Here is a 24448-nt window from a genome sequence, read left to right on the forward strand (position 1 = left end):
GAGTATACATTTTAGTATTATATTTTAACATTTATATCTAACTATTTTTGTTGTCCATTGGTCTTAATAATATAAAACAGGTAGTATACTATACCGATGACAAACCAAATCAATGTATAGAATTTAGCTTGTCCACTTAATCCCCAAAATACTGCAAATACACAAATAAAGACAAGTATTGGCATAACAGGATACAACGGTAATTTAAATGCTGGTAATGGCAAATCTCTACCTTCTCGTTTACGTAAAGCGAAAATACCCGCCGTTACAAACATAAAGGCTACTAATGTTCCTGCTGTAATTAATTGTGCCAAGAACCCAAATGGGAATACAGACCCAACAATTACTGCAACGATAGATAATACGACTAGAGCGCGATTTGGTAGGTTTTTATTGTTCAATTTACCTAACCAAGACGGAAGGATACCATCTCTACCAAATGAGTAAAGTAAACGTGAACCAGCGAGCATCATACCAATTAATGCAGTAAACATACCAATGACAGAAATGGCTTGTACAATAATTGCAATAGTACCATGACCGCTTGTACGTAATGCCCATCCAACTGGTTCCGCATTGTTTTTATATTCACTGTAATCAAACATACCAACTAGCACTAATGCTACAATGACGAACAATGTCACAGCAATTAGTAATGATCCTAAAATCCCTCTAGGCATTGTCTTTTGTGGATTAATAGCTTCACCAGAATTGGCAGCAATAGAATCAAAACCAATGTAAGCAACAAATATAACAGAGCTACCTGCATAAATACCTTGCCAACCACCAAAAGCACCTGCTGCAGTTTCTTTATATTCAGGAATAAACGGTACATAATGTCCAATATCTATCACAGATAAACCTACTATTATAAATAGGAAAATTGCTAGCACTTTTAACACGACTAATATATTCTGTACGCGTGCTGTTTCTGAAGTACCCCTAGACAATAATAAAGCAGTGATAACAACGACAATTGCTGCTATCAAATCTATTACCCCGCCGTCAGTACCTAATGAATTTGAAAGTGAATTAGGTAGCGAAATATGAAAGGGGTCTAATAGCCCTCTTAAATTAGCAGAAAAACCAGAGGCTACAAAGGATACTGCAATTAAATATTCAGCGATTAACGCCCAACCAACAATCCAACCAAAAAATTCTCCAAATAATATACTAATCCAAGTATATGCAGAGCCTGCAAACGGCATTACAGTTGCCATTTCGGCGTATACAAATGCAACCATCGCAGCTACAATTGCCGCAACTAAAAAGGATAGACTGACGGAAGGTCCCGTATGATCCGCAGCCACAACTCCTGGCAATGTAAAAATAGCAGTTGAAACAATCGTTCCAACACCTAATGCTAAAAAGTCCTTAACGCGAAGTGTACGTTCTAAATGCGCATCTTTATTTTGATAGCGCGATACATCTTCTTTACGCAGTATTCTATGTAACAAATTCATTTTTATATCTCCTAGCTTTTTTTAAAACAAACATGTTTTTAAGTATAATGATTTTTGAAACTATTGTACATGCCATTTTAAAAAGAATCATTATTTTTAAGTAATTTTACCTAGGTTACTTTAAAGTGCGTACTTACATATTCCTAATAAGAGGTTTAAAATGGCGTTCATAGGTAATATTTTACTAAAATTCATTTAATAAAAAGGAGCATAATGATGCAAAATATAACTTTTAATAATGGCAACACAATGCCACAACTCGGATTAGGCGTCTTTAGAGTAGAAAATGATGACACAGCAAAAAATGCGGTAAAGCATGCAATTATCAACGGATATCGTAGTATTGACGCAGCATTAGTTTATGCTAATGAAGAAATGGTTGGACAAGGCATACAAGAAGGTATAGCAGCGGCAGGTATTCAAAGAGAAGACCTATTTATCACATCTAAATTATGGTTAAATAACTATGGTAAAGATAACGTGCAAGAAGGCTATGAAACGTCATTGAGCAATCTTGGTTTAGATTACTTAGACCTATATCTCATCCACTGGCCCGGTACAAATGAATCACTCATGTTAGAAACTTGGGAAGGTATGGAAGTATTATACAACGAAGGTAAAGTTAAAAATATTGGTGTTAGTAATTTCACGATTGAACAATTAGAATTGTTAGAAGCAAAAACTACTATTAAACCAGTTATTAACCAAGTAGAATTCCATCCATACTTTACACAAGAGTCATTAAGAAACTATTTAGCTTCAGCATCTATTCAAATGGAATCTTGGTCACCTTTAATGAATGCTGAAATTCTTACAGATGAAACGATTAATGCCATAGCTGATGAAACTGGAAAATCACCTGCGCAAATCGTAATCAGATGGAACATTGAACATGGTGTTGTTACAATTCCTAAGTCTGTGACGCCACATAGAATTGAAGAGAATATAAATGTTTTTGATTTTTCATTAACCGAAGCACAAATTAATCGTATTGATGCTTTAAATCAAGATAAAAGAATTGGTCCAAACCCTACAGAGTTTAACGGATAAAGGTTTAACTATATTTATATAGAGTGGAATGACAATCATCTTTACAATATATGATTGCTGTTCCACTCTTTCTTTATTTGTTATTTCATTAAATTATTTTTAAGTTCTTTTCTTTGAAATTCTAATGAATACGGGTCATTGTACCAATAAGTTTCGGCTTTTACATTAATAATATGGTTATTTTTAACAGCCGGAATTTGTTGCCACATATTTGTTTTCTCAAATTCTGGTTGAGCTTTACCTTCACTCATCGTGACAACATAGTCGCCAGCATACTTCGGTAATTGTTCTTGTGATAACTCTTTCCAACCATCTTTTTTAATTACTTTTTCTAACGATCTCGGCATATCCAAATCAAATGCTTGATATAACACTTCTCCACCACGTCCCCATTCCGGGCCAAATGCATAGATGGTTTTGCTAAAATCATCAAAAATTGAAACTGTTGCGTTTTCTCCTATATGTCCTTTGATTTCTTTAGAATCTTTAGCAGTTTGAGCTTTCCATTTTTCCACCCAAGTTTTAGCTTGTTTCTCCTTACCAAGTATCTTTCCTAATTCAATTTGTGTATCTAAATAATCCTTATTGCCGTATTCGATTGGTATAGTTGCCGCAATTTTTTGGTATTTTTTAATATTTTTGTCAGTAGTATCAATAATAATTAAATCCGGTTTAAGTTTTGCAACTTTTTCCACATCATTTTCATTTAATTTTTCAGTATTTTTAAATTTCTCTTTTAAAACATTACTCTTTTCTATGTCTTTAGTAACACCGATAATATTACCGCCTAAATATTTTATGCCACCTGCATATGTATTAGCTACCACCGCAATGCGCTTTGGATTCTTTGGTATATCAACTTTCTTACCACTGTCTAACGTATAACTTTTCGTACTTTCTTCTCCATTTGATTTTGACTCATTACTACATGCTGTGAGTAGCAATACTGCTAAAATAATAAAAGTTACTAATTGCTTCATTAAACCCCTCCTATTGATAATGATTATCACTATTAACTATATTTTATGCTTACCATTAATAATTAGCAATATATTTATTTTGATTTTAAAATTAATAGTGAATTTTAATAGTTTGTGGTTTTATATTTTTTGTTAATCCAACTGTTAAATAGATTGCTTTAAATATACTGAAGTAACAAGCTTATTAACTCATGAACACAAAAAATAAGTGGCTGGGGTGTAACTCCCAACCACTTTTGCGATAAGCTTATTCCATACGTTTTAATAACTCTAATTTAATTACTTTTAATGCTTCGCTATATTCTCTGTTGGTACTTTCTTGGGCGTTAATAATCAATAATTCAACAAGTTCTATATCACTTTTTTCGCTAACTTCATGTTCAAATTGATGTAAGTGTTCTTCAGAGGTTTTAGCATTTTGCTTTTCTATTTGATAATATTGATCAGCGCCTAAGCCACCTTCCTCAATCATGACAGATATCCCACTTGACCGTGTTTCATTCAGTCTTTTCACTTTAATGCATTTGTTTTCACGAATAATCATTTGAATCCCTCCTAATTTAATGCGTATTTAAAAATATATTACTGCTCATATAAACATCACATTGCTTCTAGAATTAGATTGACTTCAAATACACTTAGTTGACTTTAATTATTATGTATCGCGTTATATTTACAAATCTCATATAGTTAACTATTAAAATTGGTGTTTACCTTAGTGTATTATTACACTCAGATAAATACAACATCTTTGCTCACTATACTATACCCATTTACATAAATAATTATGGATTACGAAATAATCTCTTTTTTACTATTTCAGTTTATATATGTCTTATTCAAAAATGTTTAAGAAAGTTTTCATAAATACAATATTTTAACGACTTCTAATGCTTCAAATATAAATATATAATTGATAATGATTATTATTATGAAAGAGTAATGTAGATATTAACGAAAGCTTTTTGCATGCAATCGGTAGCTTCTTTGCCATTTTCATAGCACCATTAGGCTTCGGTACTTGGCAAGCTGGGGCAACTTTGATTCCTGGATTCCTTGCTAAAGAAGTTATTGTCAGTTCAATGGCGATTATTTATGCTTCCGATGAGTCAGGATTAGTCCATATTATTCAAGAACAATTCACACCATTATCTGCATATGCATTTATGATATTTATATTATTGTATATACCCTGTTTATCAACCGTAGCTACTATTCGAAAAGAAACGTATTCACTTAAATGGACTATACTAGCAGTTGCATATCCTCTAATTGCTGCCTATATATTATCGTTCGTTTTCTATCAGATTAGTCATATATTTATTTGAGGAAGTGAGCTTATGACAATTTTAATAAATATTATTGTATTTTCGGCAATATTCAGCTATACCGTATATACACTCACTAGATTTATTAAAAAATCTAAATCTGGAAAGTGTAACTCATGTGATTCAAAAGAAGGCTGCATAACTGACCACAAAATCAACTAAAATAAACGCCGTTCACTCTAAATATTAAAAATTATCTAGTGCGCGGCGTTTTAATAATTTATGCTCATTAACTTTTTGGTATACTCATGCTTTGCCAACGAATACTAAAATGGCCTCTTTGAGGAATTGTGTACCGCCTTCTACATATTTATCATAGTAATCAGTAAAAGCAGCATCGTTAACATACATTTCTGCTAGTCCAGCATGAGCCTCTTTAGAATATTCAGGCCATGTATACATGAGCCAAGCTTTGTGTTTTGCTGCTAATGCTTGTGCAAGTTCGGAAGATGGGTCACCTGTTTGATACGCTTCAGATAGCAAATCGATAATTTCTTTTTCCAAATTTTTCCAAGCATCGTAATCTGCCTGTGTCATATTCTTAAATTTTTTATTACTTTGATCTATGAGGTCATCTCCATATTGCATTCTGATTTCTCTTCCATGTTTTGTTTCATTTTCTTTAATAACTTTTTCTTTGAATCCTTCAAATTTTTCTTTATCTTTCATGATAATTTCTCCTTTATTATTAGCAATCGTTTTTTCAACTGTTTGAATAATTTTATCGAGGCGTTCACGTTGTTGTTTTAAGTTATAATAATGGTTTTCTAAAGCTTTCATCCTATTAAATGTTGGTTGTTGGATAATCTCTTTAATTTCATCTAAACTGACCTCTAACTCACGGTAAAATACGATTAGTTGCAGTATATCGACTTCTTCTTGTTCATATATACGATATCCAGATTCATTAATTCTAGCTGGCTTAAGTAAACCTATTTGATCATAGTAACGTAAAGTCCTATTGCTTACGCCAGATATTTTAGCTAATTGACTGACTGTATATGACATCCTTTACCTCCTTTCAAAATTCACTTTACACCCTTACGTAACGTAAACCTCAATAGGTAATTTTATTTTTATATACTTTTACCTGTTATTCATGATATTGATTCAATTTTAGCCTGTTTCTAATATATTTACGTAAACTTATATAGCTAATTATTTCCTAGAAAATAATATTAATTTTTAAAATCTGATTAACATTTACGTGAGTGGGAAAATATTAAAAGAGCACTATTAAGCCTTTTATTTTTATGCCTATACGAACGCAAATACGAATTCAAAATTATAATCGCTACAAAATTTTTCAAAATAAATTCAAAAGTAAAGGGTGAGATAAAATGAAAAAATTATTAACTCTTATTAGTATTATTACATTGATAATCATTGGTTTTATAATATGTAAAAAATACTTTGCTCATATTAATACTCTAGAAGAGCATAACAGACTTCATTTAGACTAATCATCTTATACATTAATAAAGGTAGAGGGGAAAATCAGCACTGATTTTCCCCTCTACCTTTATATTTCTAGTTATGAAGTCATATATCCTCCACCGTTCACGTGAATGACTTGACCAGTGACATAAGAGCTATCTGCTAATGTAGCTAAGAATACATAAGCAGGTGCTAATTCAGCTGGTTGTCCACGTCTGCCCATTGGCGTATTACCACCATGAACTTCTACTTTACTTTTACTGAAAGAAGCGGGTATTAATGGCGTATATATTGGCCCAGGAGCGACGCCATTAACACGAATACCTTTCTCCATTAAAGTTGTAGCTAGAGAACGTGTAAAAGCAACAATCGCCCCCTTAGTTGCGGAATAATCGATTAATTCAGCTGATCCATTATACGCTGTTACGCTTGTTGTATTAATGATCGTGTCTCCCGAAGTTAAATGTGGCAATGCTGCTTGAGAAAGGAATATCATACCAAAGATATTAGTTTCAAATGTTTCTTTAACTTGCTCAGCAGTTATATCTTGAAATTCATCTTTTGGATATTGTACTCCGCCATTATTCACTAAAATATTTAGGCCGTCAAAATCATTAACTACATCTTCAACTAACTTTTTAGAATCCTCAACATTTTTTAAATCATGGCTATAAGCTTTAGCAGATCTTCCTAATGATCTTATTATTCCTATAACTTCCTCAGCATCTTTTTCTTCATCATAGTAGCCAATTGCTACATCTGCACCCTCTCTAGCAAATAGAATAGCAACAGAACGCCCTATGCCTGAATCGCCCCCGGTAATCAGTGCTACTTTTCCATTTAATTTACCACCAGCTCTATATTCTTTAAATTCGCTAATCGGTCTGGGATCCATTTGGCTCTCAATGCCCGGTTGTCTATCTTGCGTATAGCCTCTAATTTCATTATGAAATTCAGTTAAATTCATTCGATAAACCTCCACTTTATTTTGACTTGTAACTACTATTTTTAATGTCACCGCCTGAAACAATAACGTCTTTTTCGTCAAAAGCTTTATCATTAAAAAAGTTAGTTAAGATGTTTTTCACACCATTTTCAATACGTTTTTGTGCTTCTAATGTCATACCGGAATAGTGGATTGTCATAGCGTTACGTGGCATAATTCTCCAAGGGTGGTCTTGAGGTGCAGGCTGCGGGTACCAAACATCTCCAGCATATCCTTGGATATGTTTAGCATTAACCAATTCAACTAAATCTTCTTTATTAACAATCTTACCTCGTGCAGTATTAACTAAATAGCTACCTTTTTTCATTCTACTCAATACATCATAATTAAATAAGTCATCGGTTTCTGTAGTTAATGGAGATAAAATTACTAACGCATCACTTGTAGATACTAATTCGTCAAAGTTCACATACTTCGAATATGCTGTATCTTCTTGACTAGAACGTCTAAAATGCTGTACTTGTACGTCAAAAGGTTGCAAGCGTTGAGCAACCAATTCTCCAATTTGTCCGTAACCAAAAATACCTATTTTCTTATGTTGAATATCATGCGCATGCTCACCCACTTTTGATAAATGCCATTCTCCATCATAAGATTGACGATGTCCCTCCATAAAATTACGCATCAATATTAAAAGATCCATTACTGTGTGTTCAGCGACACTTACAGTATTACATCCAGTCACTTCTATTACTGTTAATTCATTTTCACCTGCCGCTTCTAAATCAACGTGATCTGAACCTACGCCGGCAGTTATAGCTAGCTTGAGATTTTCAGCCTTATCAATTCTTTCTTTATTTATATACGCAGGTAAAAATGGAGAACTAATAACAACGTCCATATCTTCAATATGCTCTTCTATTTCTTCATCACTATTAACAACTACAAATTCGTGTTTTTTATTATCTATAAATGATTTAATACCTAATGCATATTTATCATTTAAAAGTTGATTCTCACTTTCCGCATTAGGATCTGAAGGGAATAAGCCAACTATTTTCATAACTATCTACCTCTTTTTATTTGTCTTTGTATCATGGAAATGTCTCTATTGGCCTACTCAAACTATTTTTAATATATTCACATAGTTCAAGAACGATTCAACAAAACTTATTCAGGTTTTAAAACTACTTTAATATTGTTATCTCTTTTTTCATCGAATATTTCATAAGCTTGAGGTGCGTCATCTAATGACATTGTATGTGTGATGATTTCAGTGGGGTTAAATGTGCCTTCTTGAATCATGTCATATAATTTTGGCATGAGGTGTATAACCGGAGCTTGTCCTGTCTTAATTTGGACATCACGATTGAAGATAAGATCAAGTGGAAAATCGTCTACTGGAGTTGCATAAACACCTGTTAATTGAATTGTACCGAATTTACTTACCGCTTCGGCAGCAGTATGAATTGGACTAATAGTTCCGCGTTGGGAAGAATTTGAACTTAATTTACGTTCAGAAGCTTGGACTTGACCATCCATCCCTACACAATCAATAACTATATCAGCGCCGCCATGTGTAGTTTCACGAAGTAGTTTGCCAATTTCTTTTTCATTATCGAAATTGTAAACTTCTACTTGGTTATATTGTTTAGCATGTTGTAGTCTATGTTCTACATTATCCACGCCGATAACACGCTTTGCGCCTTTAAGCTTGGCAAATTTTTGAGCCATAAGTCCTATAGGACCACAACCAAGAACTACCACAGTGTCACCTGACTTGACGCCAGAATGCTCTACGCTCCAATAAGCAGTAGGTACTACATCAGATAAAAATAATACTTGCTCGTCTTTCATATTACTGTCAGGAACAACAAAAGAAGAAAAATCTGCGTATGGTACCCTTAAATATTCTGCTTGGCCACCCCAATGGTTACCGTGCATTTGACCAAAGCCAAATAATCCGCCGTTATCCAATTTCCAACTTGCTGGTTCTTTATTTGAATTATCACATTGCGACTCCATTTCATGAGTGCAATAGTAACATTCACCACACCCTATATTAAAAGGAATCACAACACGATCACCTTTTTTAAGTTTTTTTACGTCTTTACCGACTTCTTCAACAATACCCATAGGTTCATGACCAATAACAAAGTCTGAATCCAACATTAAATCACCTTGGTGATATAAATGAAGATCAGAGCCACAAATACCTGAAGCCGTAATTTTAATAATTGCGTCTGTCGTTTCTTCAATTTTAGGATCGTCTACTTGCTTAACTTCCATGGATTTATTGCCTTGAAAAGTTACTGCTTTCATATAAACACTCCTTCATTATTTTCAGAATATTTAAATATTACCCTTTAGGAGAAATAAGTAAACTGACGATTATTTTAAAAAAGTGACAAGCTTCCACTTATATTAAATGAATTATTTTTTATTCTAAATATTTACCATGTTTTGGAAGAGCGATATCATCAAAATTATTAACTAAATAATTTAGGTTCTTTGTAAGTTCTTTACCTTTCATAGGTAAGCCGTGGCCTGTTATAGCTATCTTAGGTTGTATGCTTTCTAACTTTTTTATAGAGTCAAAAGCTGACTCCCAATCTGTAGTGAAATATCTCGGTGGCCCATAAATTTTCTTTTGTTGCGTTAACACTTGATATAGATAATCTTGTTTTACAGTTACAAAGGCGTCTCCCGCAATCAGTGCTCCGTCCTTTTCTCTATAAAGAGAAACATGACCTGGAGAATGTCCAGGTGTGTGTATCCATTGAAAATCCGACATATGTGGCACACTATAATCTTCAGGAAGCGCTTTGATACGATTACCTAAATCAATTGCTGTATTCGGCAATATAAATGATGTTTTTGCAAGCAAGCCACCTTCTACAGTGATATCAGGTTTTAAATAATTAACTTTACCAGTTAAAAATGGTATTTCTAAAGGGTGTGCGTATACTACGACATCCCAATAGTTAATCAACTCAATAATTGCACCAACATGGTCAAAATGACCATGTGTTAAAACAATTGCTTGTGGACGACTACCTGGACCAAACCTTTTTTCTACTTCTTCGATAATTGATTGAGCTGAGTTTGGCATTCCTGTATCTATAAGCACGAAATCATTTTTAGAATGACCATACATCACTATATTTACAATTTGCGTTGTATATTGATACAAATCATTAGTAACTTCAATACCTTGCTTATTTTCTATTGAAGTTATTGGAATAAATTTATAATCTTTACCATAGCTCATATTTCCAACCATAATATCACACCTTCTTTATTTAAATGCTATTTCCATATTTGCAGAGAATTTTAAAGTTAGATTAAGAAATTGACCGCTAATTCAATCAATTATATTAATAATTTACCCTTCACAATCAAAATAAATACTTGAATTTATTTATTTTAATCTAAGTATAGAATTATTCTATTTTAATAATAGGTACTTTATCCCCTTACAGCCTCCTGTTTATTCACTTTACAAAAGGTTATATAACTAATATATTTACAAATTCAATTAACTAAACTATTTATATTACCTATATTTTAATTATTAAAAAAGGAGGGAGTAGATTGAAACATATAAAAGTTGGATTAACCGTTGCTCCTAATATGCCAGAAAAATTGACAAATAAATTTATAAATATACTACCAGAACTCTTAGAGAAAAGAATTTCAGGAGTTAGCTTCGAATTTAAAGTAGAGTCAAATACAGTGGTAGGTAGCGCTGAATATGTAGATAGATGCATTGATTACGCATATAAACGTAAAGAAAAAAGTGAATTAGACTATTCTATATGTGTTACTGATTTACCAAGCTTTTCTAATAATAAAAGCGTTATATCAGATGTTAATTTTGAGAAACAAACCGCACTTATTTCTTTACCTGCGTTAGGGATCTATAGATTAAAACGTAAACTACGCTCCACAATTATGGATGTCATAATAGACATGTATATGAATTCTGAACATAAAACTTCTCCTTTAAAAAAATTGTCTTCTTTAAAAGTTAATGAAGTAACTCCTCAAGAGAAAACTACAACTAACCACAGATATGTTTATAGTTCTACCATTCTAGGTGTTTTGAAAATAATTTTAGGTATGACATATGCAAATGAGCCATGGAAAGCAATTATTTCTTTCAAAAAGATAATTGCTCTCGGGGTAGCAACGGGCACTTATATTTCTATATTTTCTACGCCTTGGCAATTAAGCCTAGTCTATGAATGGCAAAGATTTATACTGCTTATGACGCTTTCGCTAATAGGAATGATTGGCTGGTTAGTTTACGCTCACAATTTTTGGGAATTCCCTTCTTCAGCAACAGAAAAAAAATACCGGTATCTTTATAACATTACTACATTGTTAACTATGTTTTGTTTATTCCTTTTAAGTTATATTATTCTTTTTCTGTTATTACTAACTAGCATAATTTTCTTTGTACCTGACGATTTATTTAAAAATTGGGGAAACGCAACAGAAAGTTATTCAGTAAGCAATTATTTACGTTTAAGTTGGTTCATATCCTCTGCTGGTCTTTTAGCAGGTGCATTAGGCTCCGTTATGGAAGGAGAAAATACGATGAAAGAGATTACTTATACAAGCCGACAAAGAGGGCGTAAGCAAAGAATTCAACGCCAATTAGAAAAAGAGGAAACATCATTAAAAACTGAAAAACAAAAAAAAACGCATAAAATCAAAACATAAAATCTGAAGGAGTAATTACAATGAAGAAAAAAGTCGGTATACTGACAGCCCCTGATTTAGCAAAAAAGCTAGCAGATAAGTATTATGAAACGCTTCCTAGTTTGCTCTCTTCACAATTTGATTCATCAATAGAATGGGAAGTAGAAGTGATAAAAGATTCTATAACAGGCGCAGCAAAAAATTTTATTGATTTATATACAAACACTGAAAGTTATGCAAAAGAAAATAACTGGTCATATGTAATCAACTTAACTGATTTACCTATACTTGATGAAAAAAAAGTTATAGCTGCTGATATTAACAAGAAAAGTAAAACAATTTTGCTTTCTGTTTCTGCTTTTGGGTGGGGATCTATACGTAAAAGAGTAGAGCGTGCTATATTATACGCTATGAAAGAAGTTTACTATCTCAGTAATGATAATAATCAACAGGGTAACGAATACAATAACAAATATTATAGTCAAAACGCTTTTCCATCTAAACGACTACAAAGAAAAACTGTCTATATAGAGGACACTGATTCTTATCATATTCGTTATTTAATATTCCCTTCTTTTATCGGTAAATTACAATTAGTTTCTGGCATGGTCTCAGTTAACAAACCTTTAAACATGATGAAAACTCTTACGAGTTCACTTGCTTTATCTTTTACCACAGGTGCTTTTGGCTTAATTTTCACAACACTGTGGCAATTAAGTTATATTTTTTCAGAATTACGTTTATTATCTCTTTCTTTTGCCTCTATATTTGCAATATTGATATGGATTATTTTAGCTCATCAATTATGGGACATCCCTGCTGGAAAAGGAGAAAAACACATTTCTAAACTATATAATTTTACGACGCTAATTACACTTTTCATATCAGTATCGATTTACTATATAACTTTATTTATTTTATTTTTAATAACTTGTTTAACCATTTTGCCTGCTGATTTTATAGGAAAAACAATAGGAACTTCAGGACCTGCAGATTTTATACAATATATAGAAATTGCTTGGCTTGCTGCTTCTATTGCTACAGTAGCTGGCGCAGTAGGAGTAGGTTTAACAAATGAGAAGTTAGTAAAAGAGAGTACCTTTAGTTACAGACAACAATCTAGATACGAAAATATCGTTAACAAAAAGTCTGAAAAATAAAATCCTATAAAATTAAGCATAAATTCTTACTATTACTTTAATTAACCAATAAGCTAGCTAAAACAATTATATTTTATCGTTAAACTCATTTCTCTGCTTTCTAATATTATTGAAACTTGTGATGCCCAAAAAGTAATGCGCTATCTTGTTTTATACCATTCATAATTTTCTATATTATTAAATTTTGAATATAAATATACTGTAAGTTATTTCACCCTTAACTTTAAATGTTTAATAAAATAATTGTTGGGAATATTAATAAGGTGGTGAAATATTATTTTTTTAAAAACCTCAAAGGAGGGAATTTAAAATGATTAATACTTCTTATAAAACGAGTAATAAAACACCTATATAGCATATGATAAATTAAACAATTTAATCATTGATATAATTAATAAACAATATTTTACGTTCTTTATAGTAAAAACTACCTAGAATCCCCTTTTTTCAGCATTGACTGTCCCCATTAAATTTAAGCACACCTACTACCTAGCCTAACGACTAAGTATTTGTAAGAAAATTTCCAGACTATTTTCATACAAATACTTTTTATTTACCTATCTACTTTTAAGATTGGAGTGAAACTATTAATGGTGCAATTAAAAGATTGTTTAACACGTGAAATCGTTACTTCTGACGTAGAGGAAAATTTAACATCTATAGCGGAAAAAATGGCCGAAACAGCAGTCGGTTTTTTACCAATACTTCAACACACTAACTATGTCGGCGTCATAACAGATAGAGATATAGTTGTGAAAGGACTAGCAAACAATCAAACAAAAGCTGGAGACATCATGACGACAAATATTGTAACTGCTAATTCTGAGATGACTATTAAAGAAGCAGTATCATTAATGAAAGAGCATCGTATATACCGTTTACTAGTAGTAGACGATTATAAAATACAAGGCATAGTAACTTTAGGTGACTTAGGTGTAGAAAATGCTACACAATGGATTGGACAAACAGTAAGCGAAATATCTAAGGAACAAGATAATAATTAGCTAATAATTTATTAATCCTTAAGAGTCGCAAACATTTTGTGACTCTTTTTCAAAATTACTTATACTTGCCTACAATCGCGTAATCCAAATAATTTTTGAGAGTTAAACTATTAAATATTTAGAGGTGATTCTATGAAAATAGAAGATTGCATAGAAAATTTTATTCTCAGTATTAACGAAAAAAATTCCCAATTGTTTTGCAATTTATTAGGACCTAAAGAGCTCTCCAAATTAAGAAAAAAATTATATATAAACAGAAATTATATAAGTATTAATAGATATGTAAAAGAAAGATATTTGGAAAAACTGTCTCGTTTAGTTTCTCCACTTTATTCCTATGAGTATTTTAAGAGAGGAAACAAGTATATTGTGAAATATAAATTTGCCAGAAATAAATCTTATTTCATAACTGAATTCAATGTTTCAGAAAGTGAAAATGATTCCTTGATCAGTTTAAATATTACTAAAATACAGGCTAAAATATAAAGCTTTAGCCCCTCTTCAAGTGGTCCCAAAATCACCTACGTTTTTTACAATTTGAATCGAAATGAGGTTAGTGTTATGAGTTTTGAAAATGAAACAAGTTACGATATAAACAACTTACCTAGTATTGGTCAACAAGCGCCCCATTTTAAAGGGCTGTCTACTCAAGGAGACATAACTTTAGACGACTATAAAGGGCAATGGGTGCTATTATTTGCATACCCTTATGACTTTTCTCCGGTATCCACTTCTGAGTTTATAACATTACAAGAAAATTATGAGGAACTTAAAGATTTACAAATATCTGTTGTAGGTTTAAGTGTGGATAGTATTGCTTCACATATAGCTTGGTTAACAAGTATAGAATCATCTTTTAATACAAATATAGAGTTTCCACTTATTGCTGACTCAAGTAAACAGATTTCAAAAAATTATGGGATATTATCTAAAGAAGATGACAACCAATCAGCTACTCGTGCAGTATTGATTATTGATGATAATTTAGTTGTACGTTCAATTATGTATTACCCTGCAGCTATAGGACGCAATGTAAAGGAAATCATACGTATGGTAAAAGCAATAAAAACATCCGATGAAAATGATGCAATCACCCCTGAAAATTGGCAACCAGGAGACAAAGTGTTAGCCTTACCTCCTTCTAATGTTAAAGATGCCAAAGGACGTGTGAAGGGCGATAACTATAAATGTAAAACTTGGTATTACTGCGAAAAAGATATTGAACATAAAACCAAAAAAATTTATAATGCTTTTTTACAAGACGAATAGTAGCCTAATACATTGCCCTCACAGAAATTAAATAATAAAATCATACTAAGATTAGCTATGAAAAAATCTCTGACTATGGTATAAACATCAATTTCTATTGAGCTTATATATGAACTGATCCCAATTAGTGAGACTAAAATTAAAACGCCTCCGTATTATACATTTTAAATGAATAATACGGAGGTATTTTTTTATGCGCAGAGTTGCTCATTCAATAGAAATTAAAAGCAAAGCTATCGATTAACTTGAGATTTGAAGTATTTCCAATTATAATTCTTCATTCATTTTTTGTTTGTTTTCGGATAAAATTTCAAGCATTGATTTCCCAATGAACAATTTAAATAATCATTGAAATCATATAACTCAAAATTTCTTTTGAGTCCTTATCTTTTATTTCGCTAAGCATATCTTTTAAAACCTAGTCGTGAACGATTTTGTAACGCGCTGATACCCGGGGGATATTATGAGTGAAAGAATACGAATCGAACCACATCGCAAGCAAGCATGTACGGTCAAAAACATAAGATTTTTATATAAAAAGGACTAATCCATTTTTAATACACATTAGTTTTTATTTTGAAAATGAGGACTTATGTCTTAAGCTTTTCTTTTTATTAAGCATGAATAAAGATAAGTTGTATGAACAGATAAATAGATTATTTTAATTGGGTATCGCTTTTATTTATATGAATACTTTTTCTTCCAGCTTTTAACCGCAATAAATGATAATAGCGTCGTACAAATAATTAATACTATAGTAAATGGCCAAAACCATACAGATACAATACTGTCTTCTACAGCTAAACCAATTTTAGAAAATAGACCAAATGTAAAAACAATACTTCCTAATAAACAAATTGAAACTGGCAACGCGTATTTCCATGGTGTTAAATTAACAACAGCTTTGTCTTGGAAAGTAAAAGGAATCTTTAACGGTCTTATTTTGCCTAAAATCAATAAAAATAGTACTTCTATTAAGAAAAGTAGACCTTGAATATGAATAAAGTTAATAGGTATCATTACATTAAAAATTGTTGGTAAGCCCCACATTAACATATAATAAATCACCACATGCGAGATAATAACGATTTTAGCTCCAACTGCTGGAACAGTTTTTGAAAATATACCCACTAACACAATTACTATAATTGGTATATTAAAAAAGCCTGTAAATTCTCTAATAATCGTCCACAAACCATCTGGAGCATACAGTAATAATGGAGAAATAAAGAAGGTCAATAAAGACAATATAACGCCAAACCATTGGCTCACTCTTATCATTTCTTGGTCATTTGCTTTTTTATTCAGCACAACTTTATAAATATCGTAACAGAACATTGTTGCAGCACTGTTTAACAATGAATTGAAACTAGAAAAAACTGCTCCTAATAATACAGCTAAAAAGAACCCATTTAAAAACGTAGGGAAAACATCATTGATTAGTGCTGGATAAGCTAAATCCATAGTTTTTAACTTAGGGCCATAGAGATGATAGGCTATTATACCAGGAATCATCATTAAAAATGGGACTAGTATTTTTAAAAAACCTGTAAACAAGGCGCCTTTTTGACCTTCAGCAAGACTTTTAGCACCTAACGTTCGTTGAATAACATATTGATTAGTGCCCCAATAAAACAAATTAGCGAATAGCATGCCAGTAAATATCGTTCCAAAAGGTACACCATCTTTGCTAGATCCAATAGAATTTAGTTTTTCTGGATGTTCTGTCACTACTGTTTTTATACCTATAAAAAAATCACCATTTCCTAATGCTATAAAACCTAATATAGGTACAATTAGGCCAACAATCAATAAACCAATGCCATTGATGGTATCTGAAATAGCGACCGCGCGTAAGCCTCCAAATATAGCATAAATAGAACCTATAATGCCTATCGTCCAAACTGACAACCACATAGCTTGCTCAAATGTAATACCTAACATATTAGGTATATCAAACACCTGTAATACGGCTATAGCTCCTGAATATAGAACTGATGGAATCGTAATAAGTCCATAGCCAAGCATAAATAATAACACAACAAGCAATCTTGTCCCTTGATCAAATCTGTCATTTAAAAACTCTGGTAATGTTGTAAACGCGCCTTTTAAATAACGTGGTAAAAGTACAAGCGCTAAAATAATAACAGAAAAACCTGCTGTGACTTCCCAAGCCATATTAGTTAAATTAGCACTATACGCTTGACCATTTAAACCAATTAATTGTTCTGCAGATAAGTTTGTCAATACTAAAGAGCCTGCTATAAAGCTACCTGTTAATCCTCGTCCTGCTAAAAAATATCCCGTTGAGTCATTTACTTTATTTTTAGTTTTATGATAAGCATACCAAGCAACAAACGCCATAAAACCAGCACAAGAAAAAAGCGTAAAAAAAGTTTCTCCCATAATTGTCCCCCCCATATTAGAAAATTTCAGCTATTAAAATTTATTAATTAAATAATTCTTCGAGTAACAAATTCTCTATTTTCCTACGTCTTTTCCCTTTTTAAGTAAATTTAACTTCAAAATATAAAGAAAATTTATTTTTTTGGTATCGAATATAATTAGAATTTAATAAAACAATACGTGATGTTTATTAACATAAAAACAGGGGAGTTGATAATTATTGAAAATAAATAATATTTAGAAAGGCGTGTTAAAATATGAAACAGTTAATTGCTCATCCACAGCGTAACTTATGGTCCGGTATTCTATTTGGCCTAGGCGTTGCAGCTTTTATTGATGAAGTAGTGTTTCATCAGCTTTTAGCTTGGCATCATTTTTATGACAAATCATCTATGGCTATAGGCTTGGTATCAGATGGGTTGTTTCATGCGTTTAGTTGGTTTGCAACGGTTGCCAGTCTATTTTTATTAGCAGATATTAAAAGAAGAAATTCATTTTGGGTAAAAAGATGGGTGAGCGGTATGTTGTTAGGTCTTGGATTCTTCCAATTATATGACGGCCTTATCCAACATAAAATATTTCAAATACATCAGATTCGTTACGAAGTTAATGTACTCCCTTACGATATAGTTTGGAATGCCATTGCTGTTATTATTCTAATTGTTGGGTTTATTGTCTTTATACAAACTCAAAAATATATAAGAAGAAAAAGAGGATAAAATATGCATAATCACCTACAACCAGAAATTATTTATTTTGAAGTGCTTACCGTGTGTTTTTTAGTTTTATTTTTTCTTCTCTATTTCTTTGCTGCAATAATAACTAATAAAAAATTTAGCAAATGGCCATGGCATCGTTATGTCTTTTGGAGTTTAGGTATTTTTTGTATAGGTACTGCTTTGGCAGGACCGTTAGCATCTTATGCTCACATGAGCTTTATTGGTCATATGATTGGACACCTATTACTCGGTATGCTCAGTCCGCTTCTCTTAGCACTTGCTAAGCCTATGACACTGTTACTACGATCACTGAACGTGCCAACTGCCAGAAGCCTTACATCTATATTAAAAAGCCGCTTATTAAAATTTTTAACTCATCCTATTACAGCTACTACACTCAATATTGGTGGGTTATGGTTACTTTATACCACACCGCTTTTTCATTTAATGCATCAATCTATATTTCTCTATGCATTTGTGCACTTGCATGTATTTTTGGCAGGTTATCTATTCACTATTTCTATTATTTATTTAGATATAACGCCTCATCAATATAGTCACTTATATCGTTCTTTGATATTGATTATAGCTCTAGCAGCCCATAAAATTTTATCTAAATATATTTATGCTTTCCCAACATCCGGCGTACCTAGACCAGAAGCAGAAGCGGGAAGCATATGGATGTATTATGGTGGTGATATTGTTGATTTAGTATTAATTATTATTCTTTGTTATCAATGGTATAAAGCAACAACGCCACGTGCTACAACGTCTTGAAAACCTTTTTAATTATGTAATTATATTAAAGAAATGAAATTATTAATTTATAACTTTTACATTTTTAAAACCAATATTATTTTATTACTTATCATTTAAAAATATAGATACTTATTAGTAAAATTATTAAAAATACACCTACAAATAATATAAAGCTATACAAAAATGTGGCTATATTTCTTAGTTTAGTAGTCTTGATTTCATTTGGGTCGTTACCTTTCATAAATGCGACGATACGGTCATAAGTTTGTATATTGTAAGATTTCTTCATAATATCTAATTTAATAGAAGAAAACATACCGATACCTAATAATATAACTTCAATTATAATTCCTATTGATTCCCAATAATAAAGAGCTGGGCCAATTAAAATTGAAGCCATTAGCATTGGCCATATCATTAAATGTGTCCACAAGTTAAACCGGGCTTTTTTCAATTTTTGTTCCATAATCTCTACATCTCCTTTAACTAAAGCATCTAAAGAAACATCGAACAATGAACTAAGCATTAATAAATTATGCACGTCAGGATAACTCTTATCATTTTCCCAGTTTGATATTGTTTGTCGTGAAACATATAATTTATTAGCTAAATCTTCTTGAGAGAGTTGGTCACGGCGACGGAAATATTTGATTTGATAACCTAAGTTCATTGCTTTTGCTCCTTCTATTAGAGATTAAGATAAAACACATTATTAGACTATCAAAGTTCTTTAATATCTGTATAATTTTCTTTGTCTAAATACTTTTACATCCTACTATAACAACTTTTTTAAGCCTACCTCTAGACGGAACGACAAAAAAGGACGAGATTGAAACTAGTATAGTTTCATATCTCCGTCCTCATGATAATCATATATTTTCATATTAAGTAATCGTTTAACTTTTAAATTTTGATAACTGCATTCATTAATTTAAAATCCATTCACATCTATACAATTAAATTATTGATATAGCTAACTCAATTAATGTAGTTCTTCTTGACCACGTTTATTCCAAGTAAGTAAGAAACTGAGCATTGCTAATATACTAATCACTGTCAATAATACAAAACCAATATCCCAACCAAAATGTTGCACTACAAAACCTAATACGATATTAGCCATCACAGCTCCAAATAAATAACCAAACAAGCCTGTTAAACCTGCTGCAGTTCCTGCTGCTTTCTTAGGAACATAATCCAAAGCTTGTAAGCCAATTAACATCACAGGTCCATATATAAGGAATCCAATGGCAACAAGTGAGACATTATCTAACCAAGCATTGCCTGGAGGATTTAACCAATATATAAGTACAAATATTGTTACACCTAACATAAAGAAGAACCCTGCTGGACCACGGCGTCCCTTAAATAATTTATCAGATAAATAACCACATAATAATGTGCCTGGGATACCCGCCCATTCATATAGGAAGTAAGCCCAACCGGACTCACTTAGGTTAAACTGTTTCTCTTCACTTAAATATGTAGGCGCCCAATCTAACACACCATAACGTACAAAATAGACAAATATATTAGCAAAAGCAATTGCCCAAACCCATTTATTATTCAGAACATATTTGAATAAAATTTCTTTCGTAGTTAATTCTGTTTCGAATGTTTGCTTAGATGATGTGGAATAATCATTATTATAATGTTCAATTGGTGGCAAACCTTGTGATTGAGGTGTATCTCTAATTAAACAGTATGAAATAATCGCAATAATGATAGCTAATATTGCTGGATAAATAAATACGCCTTCAAAACCTTTTAAGTAACCAAAATTATATAGTGCTGTCATGGAAATACCCCATGTCGCTATAGGAGCCATTAACCCGCCACCAACATTATGAGCTACATTCCATATTGAAGTCTTACTACCACGTTCACTGACACTATACCAATGGACAAGAACACGACCTGAAGGTGGCCATCCCATACCTTGGAACCATCCATTTAAAAATAGTAATACAAACATAATTGTAATACTAGATGTAAAGAAAGGCACAAAACCAAGTAATAAATTCACAATCGCCGTTAGTATTAAACCTAAAGTTAAAAATATTCGAGCATTACTACGATCACTAATGGTGCCCATTACAAACTTACTAAAACCATAAGCAATCGAAATGGCTGAAAGTGCAATACCAAGTTCACCTTTACTGAAGCCGTCCTCGATTAATGATGGCATTGCTAATGAAAAGTTTTTCCGTAATAAATAATAACCTGCATAGCCTATGAAGATACCTAAAAACACTTGAAAACGTAGTTTCTTATAAGTATTATCAACTTGATCCTTTGGCAATGGTTCTATGTGTTTTGCCGGTTTCAAAAATTGAAGCATTGAATCACTCCTGACTTTATATAATTTTGATATATGAATTATAAAATATCATCATTATATTATATTCAAAAATGAAATATAGCAAGGCGTTTTGCAAATCTTTTATAAAATAGATAATTGTTTATAAATAGTTGGATATTAGAAAAAGCGAGAATGCAAAATTAAAAATTTATATGCTCGCTTTTTCTATAAATAATTATAATGCTTTGGTATTAACTTTTTAATAAAGTGTTATCTTTATTAAATACATTTTATTGATTAATATTACGTTACTTGTTGTTGTTGATATGGAATAGGATGATCTAATTCAAATTGAGCGCCGGCAGTAATTTTCTTATATTGATAACTAAAGTAAGCAACCCATAATATGGTCAACACGAACGCGATTATATAACTTAAATTAAGGTCTAAACCTAAACCAATTTTCTGGCTTAAAATATAGGTGAATATATTCCAAGTCATAAATACAGCTGGTATCGCTGCAACCCAAAAATTCTTTTTCGCTATTAATAAATACATGGCGCCCACCCATAATGCCACTACAGCAGTGGTTTGGTTAGCCCAAGAGAAATATCGCCATAAAACTGTGAAGTCAACTTGTGTTAACCCGAAACTTATAACAAATAATGGTGCAGCAACTATAATTCTTTTTACAATACTGCGCTGTCCATAATTCAAATAATCTGCAATAATCATTCTTGCACTACGGAAAGATGTATCACCACTTGTTATCGGTAATATGATAACACCTAATACAGCAATTGTACCGAAGACAGAACCTAATAATAGATGCGAAGCTTGACTAACTACCAATGCTGCTTCACCACGCGATAACACATCGTTTAAGCCATTATAGCCATTAAATAGACTCATTCCAGCTGCTGCCCATATCATTGCAATAATACCTTCTGCAATCATCATACCGTAAAAAATGAAACGACCATTCTTTTCTTTATTAGTTGTTCTTGAAATAATCGGTGTTTGAGTCGCATGAAAACCAGATAATGCCCCACAAGTAATGGTAAAGAATAATAATGGAAAAATAGATGCGCCATCAGGGTGCATATTCTTCAAGCTTAACTCAGGAATAGGAGCACCTGTTTGAATAAGACGGAATCCAATGCCTACTGCGCTTACTAAGAGTAAAGCACCGAATATTGGATATATACGACCAATTATTTTATCTATTGGTAAGATTGTGGATAGTACATAATATATAAAAATAACAAATATAATAATACCTAGAGCAATGCGGCCATCCATCAAATTATGTAGGAGTAGGGCTGGACTTGTTACAAAAACTGTACCTGTTAACAACAATAATAAAATTGAAAATATATTAACAAAATGTTTCATAACTTGTCCCAAAAATTTACCTGCAAGCTCGGGTAAATGCGCCCCTTTGTTTCTTATAGAAATCATTCCAGTTAAATAATCATGCACAGCCCCTGCAAATATACAACCAAACACAATCCAAATAAATGCTACTGGACCATATAACGCTCCCATAATTGGACCAAATATAGGACCAACTCCTGCAATATTCAATAATTGGATGAGTGAATTAGATGATGTCTTCATAGGTAAATAATCTACGTTATCCCTTTGATGATAAGCTGGCGTAGGTCGTTCTTCTTTTGTTCCGAACATTTTATCGATATATTTCCCATAAGTGAAATACCCAATAATAAGTATAATAATAGAAACTATAAATGTAATCATGTTACCATTCCCCCTTAAGATAACGTGAAAGCGTTTTCTTAATTTAATCATAAATAGTAATTTTCCACAATATTCTGCTGTTTTTTTATTCTAATTTAATTCATAGGAATTGGTAATATTATTATATCAAGCGCAATAAACGTTCACTTAATTCCCTCTACTTTTTAGAGCATTCAGCGAAGGTAACAGGGCTTCTAGTTTTTGATTATACTAAAATGCTATTGTTGTTAAATTAAAGCTACTCAATAAATAGTTAAAGGCCGAGACATCCATTGTCTCGGCCTTTTCAACTCTAATATTTATATAATTTAATTTTAATTTCATAGTAATCATCGTGATCTTTAGCTTGATGTTCAAATTTAATACCACTTTTTTCAATGGATTCTAAACTTTGACCAACTGCTTCTCGCGCATCAGTTAAATCTTTTTCGAACTCAAACCTACGAGCTTTCACCTTTTCAGGGCCAAGCTTTTGCTTAACTCGTGTTTCTGTTTGTTTAACATTTAGTTTTTGGCTAATAACTGTTTCAACCAAGTCAACTTGATCTTCTTCTGATAAACTTAACATTGCACGTGCATGACGCTCTGTAATCTTACCTTCACGTAGACGTTCTATTACTTTAGGCGCTAGTTTTAATAGTCTTAATTTATTTGCTATAAAACTTTGGCTTTTACCAACACTTTTAGCTAATTCACTTTGTGTAGTATCACCAATATCTAAAAGCTTTTTATATGCTTCCGCTTCTTCTATCACAGATAGATTTTCACGTTGAATATTTTCAATTAATGCTACTACAGCTGTTTCTTCATCATCTAAATATCTGATAATCACATCGGCATGTGTTTTATTGAGTGTTTGTAGGGCTCTGAATCTACGCTCACCAGCGATAATTTCAAACATATCTTCTTCAATTGGGCGTACTACAATCGGTTGTAGCAAACCATGTTCTTCTATAGATTCTGCAAGTTCTTTAATCTTATTTGGCTCAAATACTTGTCTTGGTTGATAACGGTTTGGCACAATGCGTTCGGTATGAATAGATTCAACGTTATTATGATCCTCTTCAATATAACCAACAATGTCATCTTTGTTCTTTAAACCAAATAATTTAGAAAAAGGTTTCTTCATTTATTATGCGCTCCCTCTAAATTAATTG

General features: G+C 32.0%; 22 protein-coding genes and 1 pseudogene. 10 read left to right on the forward strand and 13 right to left on the reverse strand.

Going from position 1 to position 24448, the window contains the following annotated elements:
- Positions 1–41: 41 nt before the first annotated feature.
- Complete coding sequence (locus ACF91D_RS04385) at positions 42–1463, reverse strand: APC family permease (RefSeq protein WP_039067215.1); 1422 nt, start codon at positions 1461–1463, stop codon at positions 42–44.
- A 216-nt stretch (positions 1464–1679) separates the two neighbouring features.
- On the opposite strand from ACF91D_RS04385, the gene ACF91D_RS04390 reads away from it, so the two are divergent.
- Positions 1680–2513 carry an aldo/keto reductase gene (locus ACF91D_RS04390; RefSeq protein WP_069793258.1) on the forward strand — a complete coding sequence of 278 codons (834 nt, stop codon included), beginning with the start codon at positions 1680–1682 and terminating at the stop codon, positions 2511–2513.
- Positions 2514–2593: 80 nt separating this feature from the next.
- Here ACF91D_RS04390 and ACF91D_RS04395 read toward each other — a convergent pair whose 3' ends face one another.
- The gene (locus ACF91D_RS04395) at positions 2594–3493 is read right to left on the reverse strand and encodes an ABC transporter substrate-binding protein (protein WP_327620901.1); all 900 of its coding nucleotides are present in this window, start codon (positions 3491–3493) and stop codon (positions 2594–2596) included.
- Positions 3494–3740: 247 nt separating this feature from the next.
- The gene (locus ACF91D_RS04400) at positions 3741–4037 is read right to left on the reverse strand and encodes a hypothetical protein (RefSeq protein WP_392436557.1); all 297 of its coding nucleotides are present in this window, start codon (positions 4035–4037) and stop codon (positions 3741–3743) included.
- Between the two features lie 397 nt (positions 4038–4434).
- Here ACF91D_RS04400 and ACF91D_RS04405 point away from each other — a divergent pair.
- Both ACF91D_RS04405 and ACF91D_RS04410 read left to right on the forward strand, forming a co-directional pair.
- Positions 4435–4821, forward strand: a pseudogene (locus ACF91D_RS04405) (nucleoside recognition domain-containing protein); the annotation flags it as partial.
- A gap of 12 nt (positions 4822–4833) precedes the next feature.
- The gene (locus tag ACF91D_RS04410) at positions 4834–4983 is read left to right on the forward strand and encodes a FeoB-associated Cys-rich membrane protein (protein ID WP_080750262.1); all 150 of its coding nucleotides are present in this window, start codon (positions 4834–4836) and stop codon (positions 4981–4983) included.
- An 84-nt stretch (positions 4984–5067) separates the two neighbouring features.
- On the opposite strand, the gene ACF91D_RS04415 is transcribed toward ACF91D_RS04410, so the two are convergent.
- From ACF91D_RS04415 to ACF91D_RS04435, 5 genes are all read right to left on the reverse strand, one after another.
- A complete protein-coding gene (locus ACF91D_RS04415) occupies positions 5068–5829 on the reverse strand; it encodes a MerR family transcriptional regulator (protein WP_039067220.1) in 762 nt (253 codons plus the stop codon).
- A gap of 526 nt (positions 5830–6355) precedes the next feature.
- The gene (locus ACF91D_RS04420; RefSeq protein ID WP_101050690.1) at positions 6356–7225 is read right to left on the reverse strand and encodes an SDR family oxidoreductase; all 870 of its coding nucleotides are present in this window, start codon (positions 7223–7225) and stop codon (positions 6356–6358) included.
- A gap of 16 nt (positions 7226–7241) precedes the next feature.
- The gene (locus ACF91D_RS04425) at positions 7242–8267 is read right to left on the reverse strand and encodes an NAD-dependent formate dehydrogenase (protein ID WP_327620900.1); all 1026 of its coding nucleotides are present in this window, start codon (positions 8265–8267) and stop codon (positions 7242–7244) included.
- Between the two features lie 107 nt (positions 8268–8374).
- Positions 8375–9526, reverse strand: coding sequence for an alcohol dehydrogenase catalytic domain-containing protein (locus ACF91D_RS04430; protein ID WP_069793263.1), 1152 nt, complete (start codon positions 9524–9526; stop codon positions 8375–8377).
- A gap of 118 nt (positions 9527–9644) precedes the next feature.
- On the reverse strand, positions 9645–10487 hold the full coding sequence (locus tag ACF91D_RS04435) for an MBL fold metallo-hydrolase (protein ID WP_327620899.1): 843 nt from the start codon (positions 10485–10487) through the stop codon (positions 9645–9647).
- A 311-nt stretch (positions 10488–10798) separates the two neighbouring features.
- Between ACF91D_RS04435 and ACF91D_RS04440 the strand changes: the two genes are divergently transcribed.
- The 5 genes from ACF91D_RS04440 (at position 10799) to ACF91D_RS04460 (ending at position 15344) form a co-directional block, all read left to right on the forward strand.
- Complete coding sequence (locus tag ACF91D_RS04440; protein ID WP_107548886.1) at positions 10799–11932, forward strand: hypothetical protein; 1134 nt, start codon at positions 10799–10801, stop codon at positions 11930–11932.
- Between the two features lie 20 nt (positions 11933–11952).
- The gene (locus ACF91D_RS04445; protein ID WP_327620898.1) at positions 11953–13071 is read left to right on the forward strand and encodes a 5,10-methylene-tetrahydrofolate dehydrogenase; all 1119 of its coding nucleotides are present in this window, start codon (positions 11953–11955) and stop codon (positions 13069–13071) included.
- A 590-nt stretch (positions 13072–13661) separates the two neighbouring features.
- Entirely contained in the window at positions 13662–14075 is a 414-nt protein-coding gene (locus ACF91D_RS04450; protein WP_052253406.1) for a CBS domain-containing protein, read from the forward strand.
- Between the two features lie 132 nt (positions 14076–14207).
- Positions 14208–14561, forward strand: a complete 354-nt coding sequence (locus ACF91D_RS04455; RefSeq protein WP_039067229.1) for a hypothetical protein — start codon at positions 14208–14210, stop codon at positions 14559–14561.
- Positions 14562–14636: 75 nt separating this feature from the next.
- Complete coding sequence (locus ACF91D_RS04460) at positions 14637–15344, forward strand: peroxiredoxin (RefSeq protein WP_327620896.1); 708 nt, start codon at positions 14637–14639, stop codon at positions 15342–15344.
- A gap of 678 nt (positions 15345–16022) precedes the next feature.
- Here ACF91D_RS04460 and ACF91D_RS04465 read toward each other — a convergent pair.
- Complete coding sequence (locus ACF91D_RS04465) at positions 16023–17750, reverse strand: solute:sodium symporter family transporter (protein WP_069793266.1); 1728 nt, start codon at positions 17748–17750, stop codon at positions 16023–16025.
- Positions 17751–18007: 257 nt separating this feature from the next.
- Here ACF91D_RS04465 and ACF91D_RS04470 point away from each other — a divergent pair, with 257 nt between their 5' ends.
- Together ACF91D_RS04470 and ACF91D_RS04475 are read left to right on the forward strand one after the other, a co-directional pair.
- A complete protein-coding gene (locus tag ACF91D_RS04470; RefSeq protein ID WP_069793267.1) occupies positions 18008–18469 on the forward strand; it encodes a DUF2243 domain-containing protein in 462 nt (153 codons plus the stop codon).
- A gap of 3 nt (positions 18470–18472) precedes the next feature.
- Positions 18473–19246, forward strand: a complete 774-nt coding sequence (locus tag ACF91D_RS04475; RefSeq protein ID WP_039067235.1) for a cytochrome c oxidase assembly protein — start codon at positions 18473–18475, stop codon at positions 19244–19246.
- A gap of 91 nt (positions 19247–19337) precedes the next feature.
- On the opposite strand, the gene ACF91D_RS04480 is transcribed toward ACF91D_RS04475, so the two are convergent.
- From ACF91D_RS04480 to ACF91D_RS04495, 4 genes are all read right to left on the reverse strand, one after another.
- Positions 19338–19898, reverse strand: a complete 561-nt coding sequence (locus tag ACF91D_RS04480; RefSeq protein ID WP_039067237.1) for a helix-turn-helix domain-containing protein — start codon at positions 19896–19898, stop codon at positions 19338–19340.
- Between the two features lie 312 nt (positions 19899–20210).
- Positions 20211–21569 carry a glycerol-3-phosphate transporter gene (glpT, locus tag ACF91D_RS04485; RefSeq protein WP_069793269.1) on the reverse strand — a complete coding sequence of 453 codons (1359 nt, stop codon included), beginning with the start codon at positions 21567–21569 and terminating at the stop codon, positions 20211–20213.
- Between the two features lie 264 nt (positions 21570–21833).
- Positions 21834–23291, reverse strand: a complete 1458-nt coding sequence (locus tag ACF91D_RS04490) for a carbon starvation CstA family protein (protein ID WP_327620895.1) — start codon at positions 23289–23291, stop codon at positions 21834–21836.
- Between the two features lie 292 nt (positions 23292–23583).
- Complete coding sequence (locus tag ACF91D_RS04495; protein WP_039067241.1) at positions 23584–24420, reverse strand: ParB/RepB/Spo0J family partition protein; 837 nt, start codon at positions 24418–24420, stop codon at positions 23584–23586.
- Between the last annotated feature and the right edge of the window lie 28 nt (positions 24421–24448).

The organism is Staphylococcus sp. 231237_7MaSpsaltlick, from assembly GCF_043107035.1.

Excerpts from the sequence above, each read along its gene's own strand:
- ACF91D_RS04495 (WP_039067241.1), bottom strand. The coding sequence starts at position 24,420 with ATGAAGAAACCTTTTTCTAAATTATTTGGTTTAAAGAACAAAGATGAC.
- ACF91D_RS04415 (WP_039067220.1), bottom strand. The coding sequence starts at position 5,829 with ATGTCATATACAGTCAGTCAATTAGCTAAAATATCTGGCGTAAGCAAT.
- ACF91D_RS04460 (WP_327620896.1), top strand. The coding sequence starts at position 14,637 with ATGAGTTTTGAAAATGAAACAAGTTACGATATAAACAACTTACCTAGT.
- ACF91D_RS04455 (WP_039067229.1), top strand. The coding sequence starts at position 14,208 with ATGAAAATAGAAGATTGCATAGAAAATTTTATTCTCAGTATTAACGAA.
- ACF91D_RS04465 (WP_069793266.1), bottom strand. The coding sequence starts at position 17,750 with ATGGGAGAAACTTTTTTTACGCTTTTTTCTTGTGCTGGTTTTATGGCG.
- ACF91D_RS04470 (WP_069793267.1), top strand. The coding sequence starts at position 18,008 with ATGAAACAGTTAATTGCTCATCCACAGCGTAACTTATGGTCCGGTATT.
- ACF91D_RS04420 (WP_101050690.1), bottom strand. The coding sequence starts at position 7,225 with ATGAATTTAACTGAATTTCATAATGAAATTAGAGGCTATACGCAAGAT.
- ACF91D_RS04390 (WP_069793258.1), top strand. The coding sequence starts at position 1,680 with ATGCAAAATATAACTTTTAATAATGGCAACACAATGCCACAACTCGGA.
- ACF91D_RS04410 (WP_080750262.1), top strand. The coding sequence starts at position 4,834 with ATGACAATTTTAATAAATATTATTGTATTTTCGGCAATATTCAGCTAT.
- ACF91D_RS04400 (WP_392436557.1), bottom strand. The coding sequence starts at position 4,037 with ATGATTATTCGTGAAAACAAATGCATTAAAGTGAAAAGACTGAATGAA.
- ACF91D_RS04425 (WP_327620900.1), bottom strand. The coding sequence starts at position 8,267 with ATGAAAATAGTTGGCTTATTCCCTTCAGATCCTAATGCGGAAAGTGAG.
- ACF91D_RS04475 (WP_039067235.1), top strand. The coding sequence starts at position 18,473 with ATGCATAATCACCTACAACCAGAAATTATTTATTTTGAAGTGCTTACC.
- ACF91D_RS04435 (WP_327620899.1), bottom strand. The coding sequence starts at position 10,487 with ATGGTTGGAAATATGAGCTATGGTAAAGATTATAAATTTATTCCAATA.
- ACF91D_RS04430 (WP_069793263.1), bottom strand. The coding sequence starts at position 9,526 with ATGAAAGCAGTAACTTTTCAAGGCAATAAATCCATGGAAGTTAAGCAA.
- ACF91D_RS04385 (WP_039067215.1), bottom strand. The coding sequence starts at position 1,463 with ATGAATTTGTTACATAGAATACTGCGTAAAGAAGATGTATCGCGCTAT.
- ACF91D_RS04450 (WP_052253406.1), top strand. The coding sequence starts at position 13,662 with ATGGTGCAATTAAAAGATTGTTTAACACGTGAAATCGTTACTTCTGAC.
- ACF91D_RS04395 (WP_327620901.1), bottom strand. The coding sequence starts at position 3,493 with ATGAAGCAATTAGTAACTTTTATTATTTTAGCAGTATTGCTACTCACA.
- glpT (WP_069793269.1), bottom strand. The coding sequence starts at position 21,569 with ATGCTTCAATTTTTGAAACCGGCAAAACACATAGAACCATTGCCAAAG.
- ACF91D_RS04490 (WP_327620895.1), bottom strand. The coding sequence starts at position 23,291 with ATGATTACATTTATAGTTTCTATTATTATACTTATTATTGGGTATTTC.
- ACF91D_RS04445 (WP_327620898.1), top strand. The coding sequence starts at position 11,953 with ATGAAGAAAAAAGTCGGTATACTGACAGCCCCTGATTTAGCAAAAAAG.
- ACF91D_RS04480 (WP_039067237.1), bottom strand. The coding sequence starts at position 19,898 with ATGAACTTAGGTTATCAAATCAAATATTTCCGTCGCCGTGACCAACTC.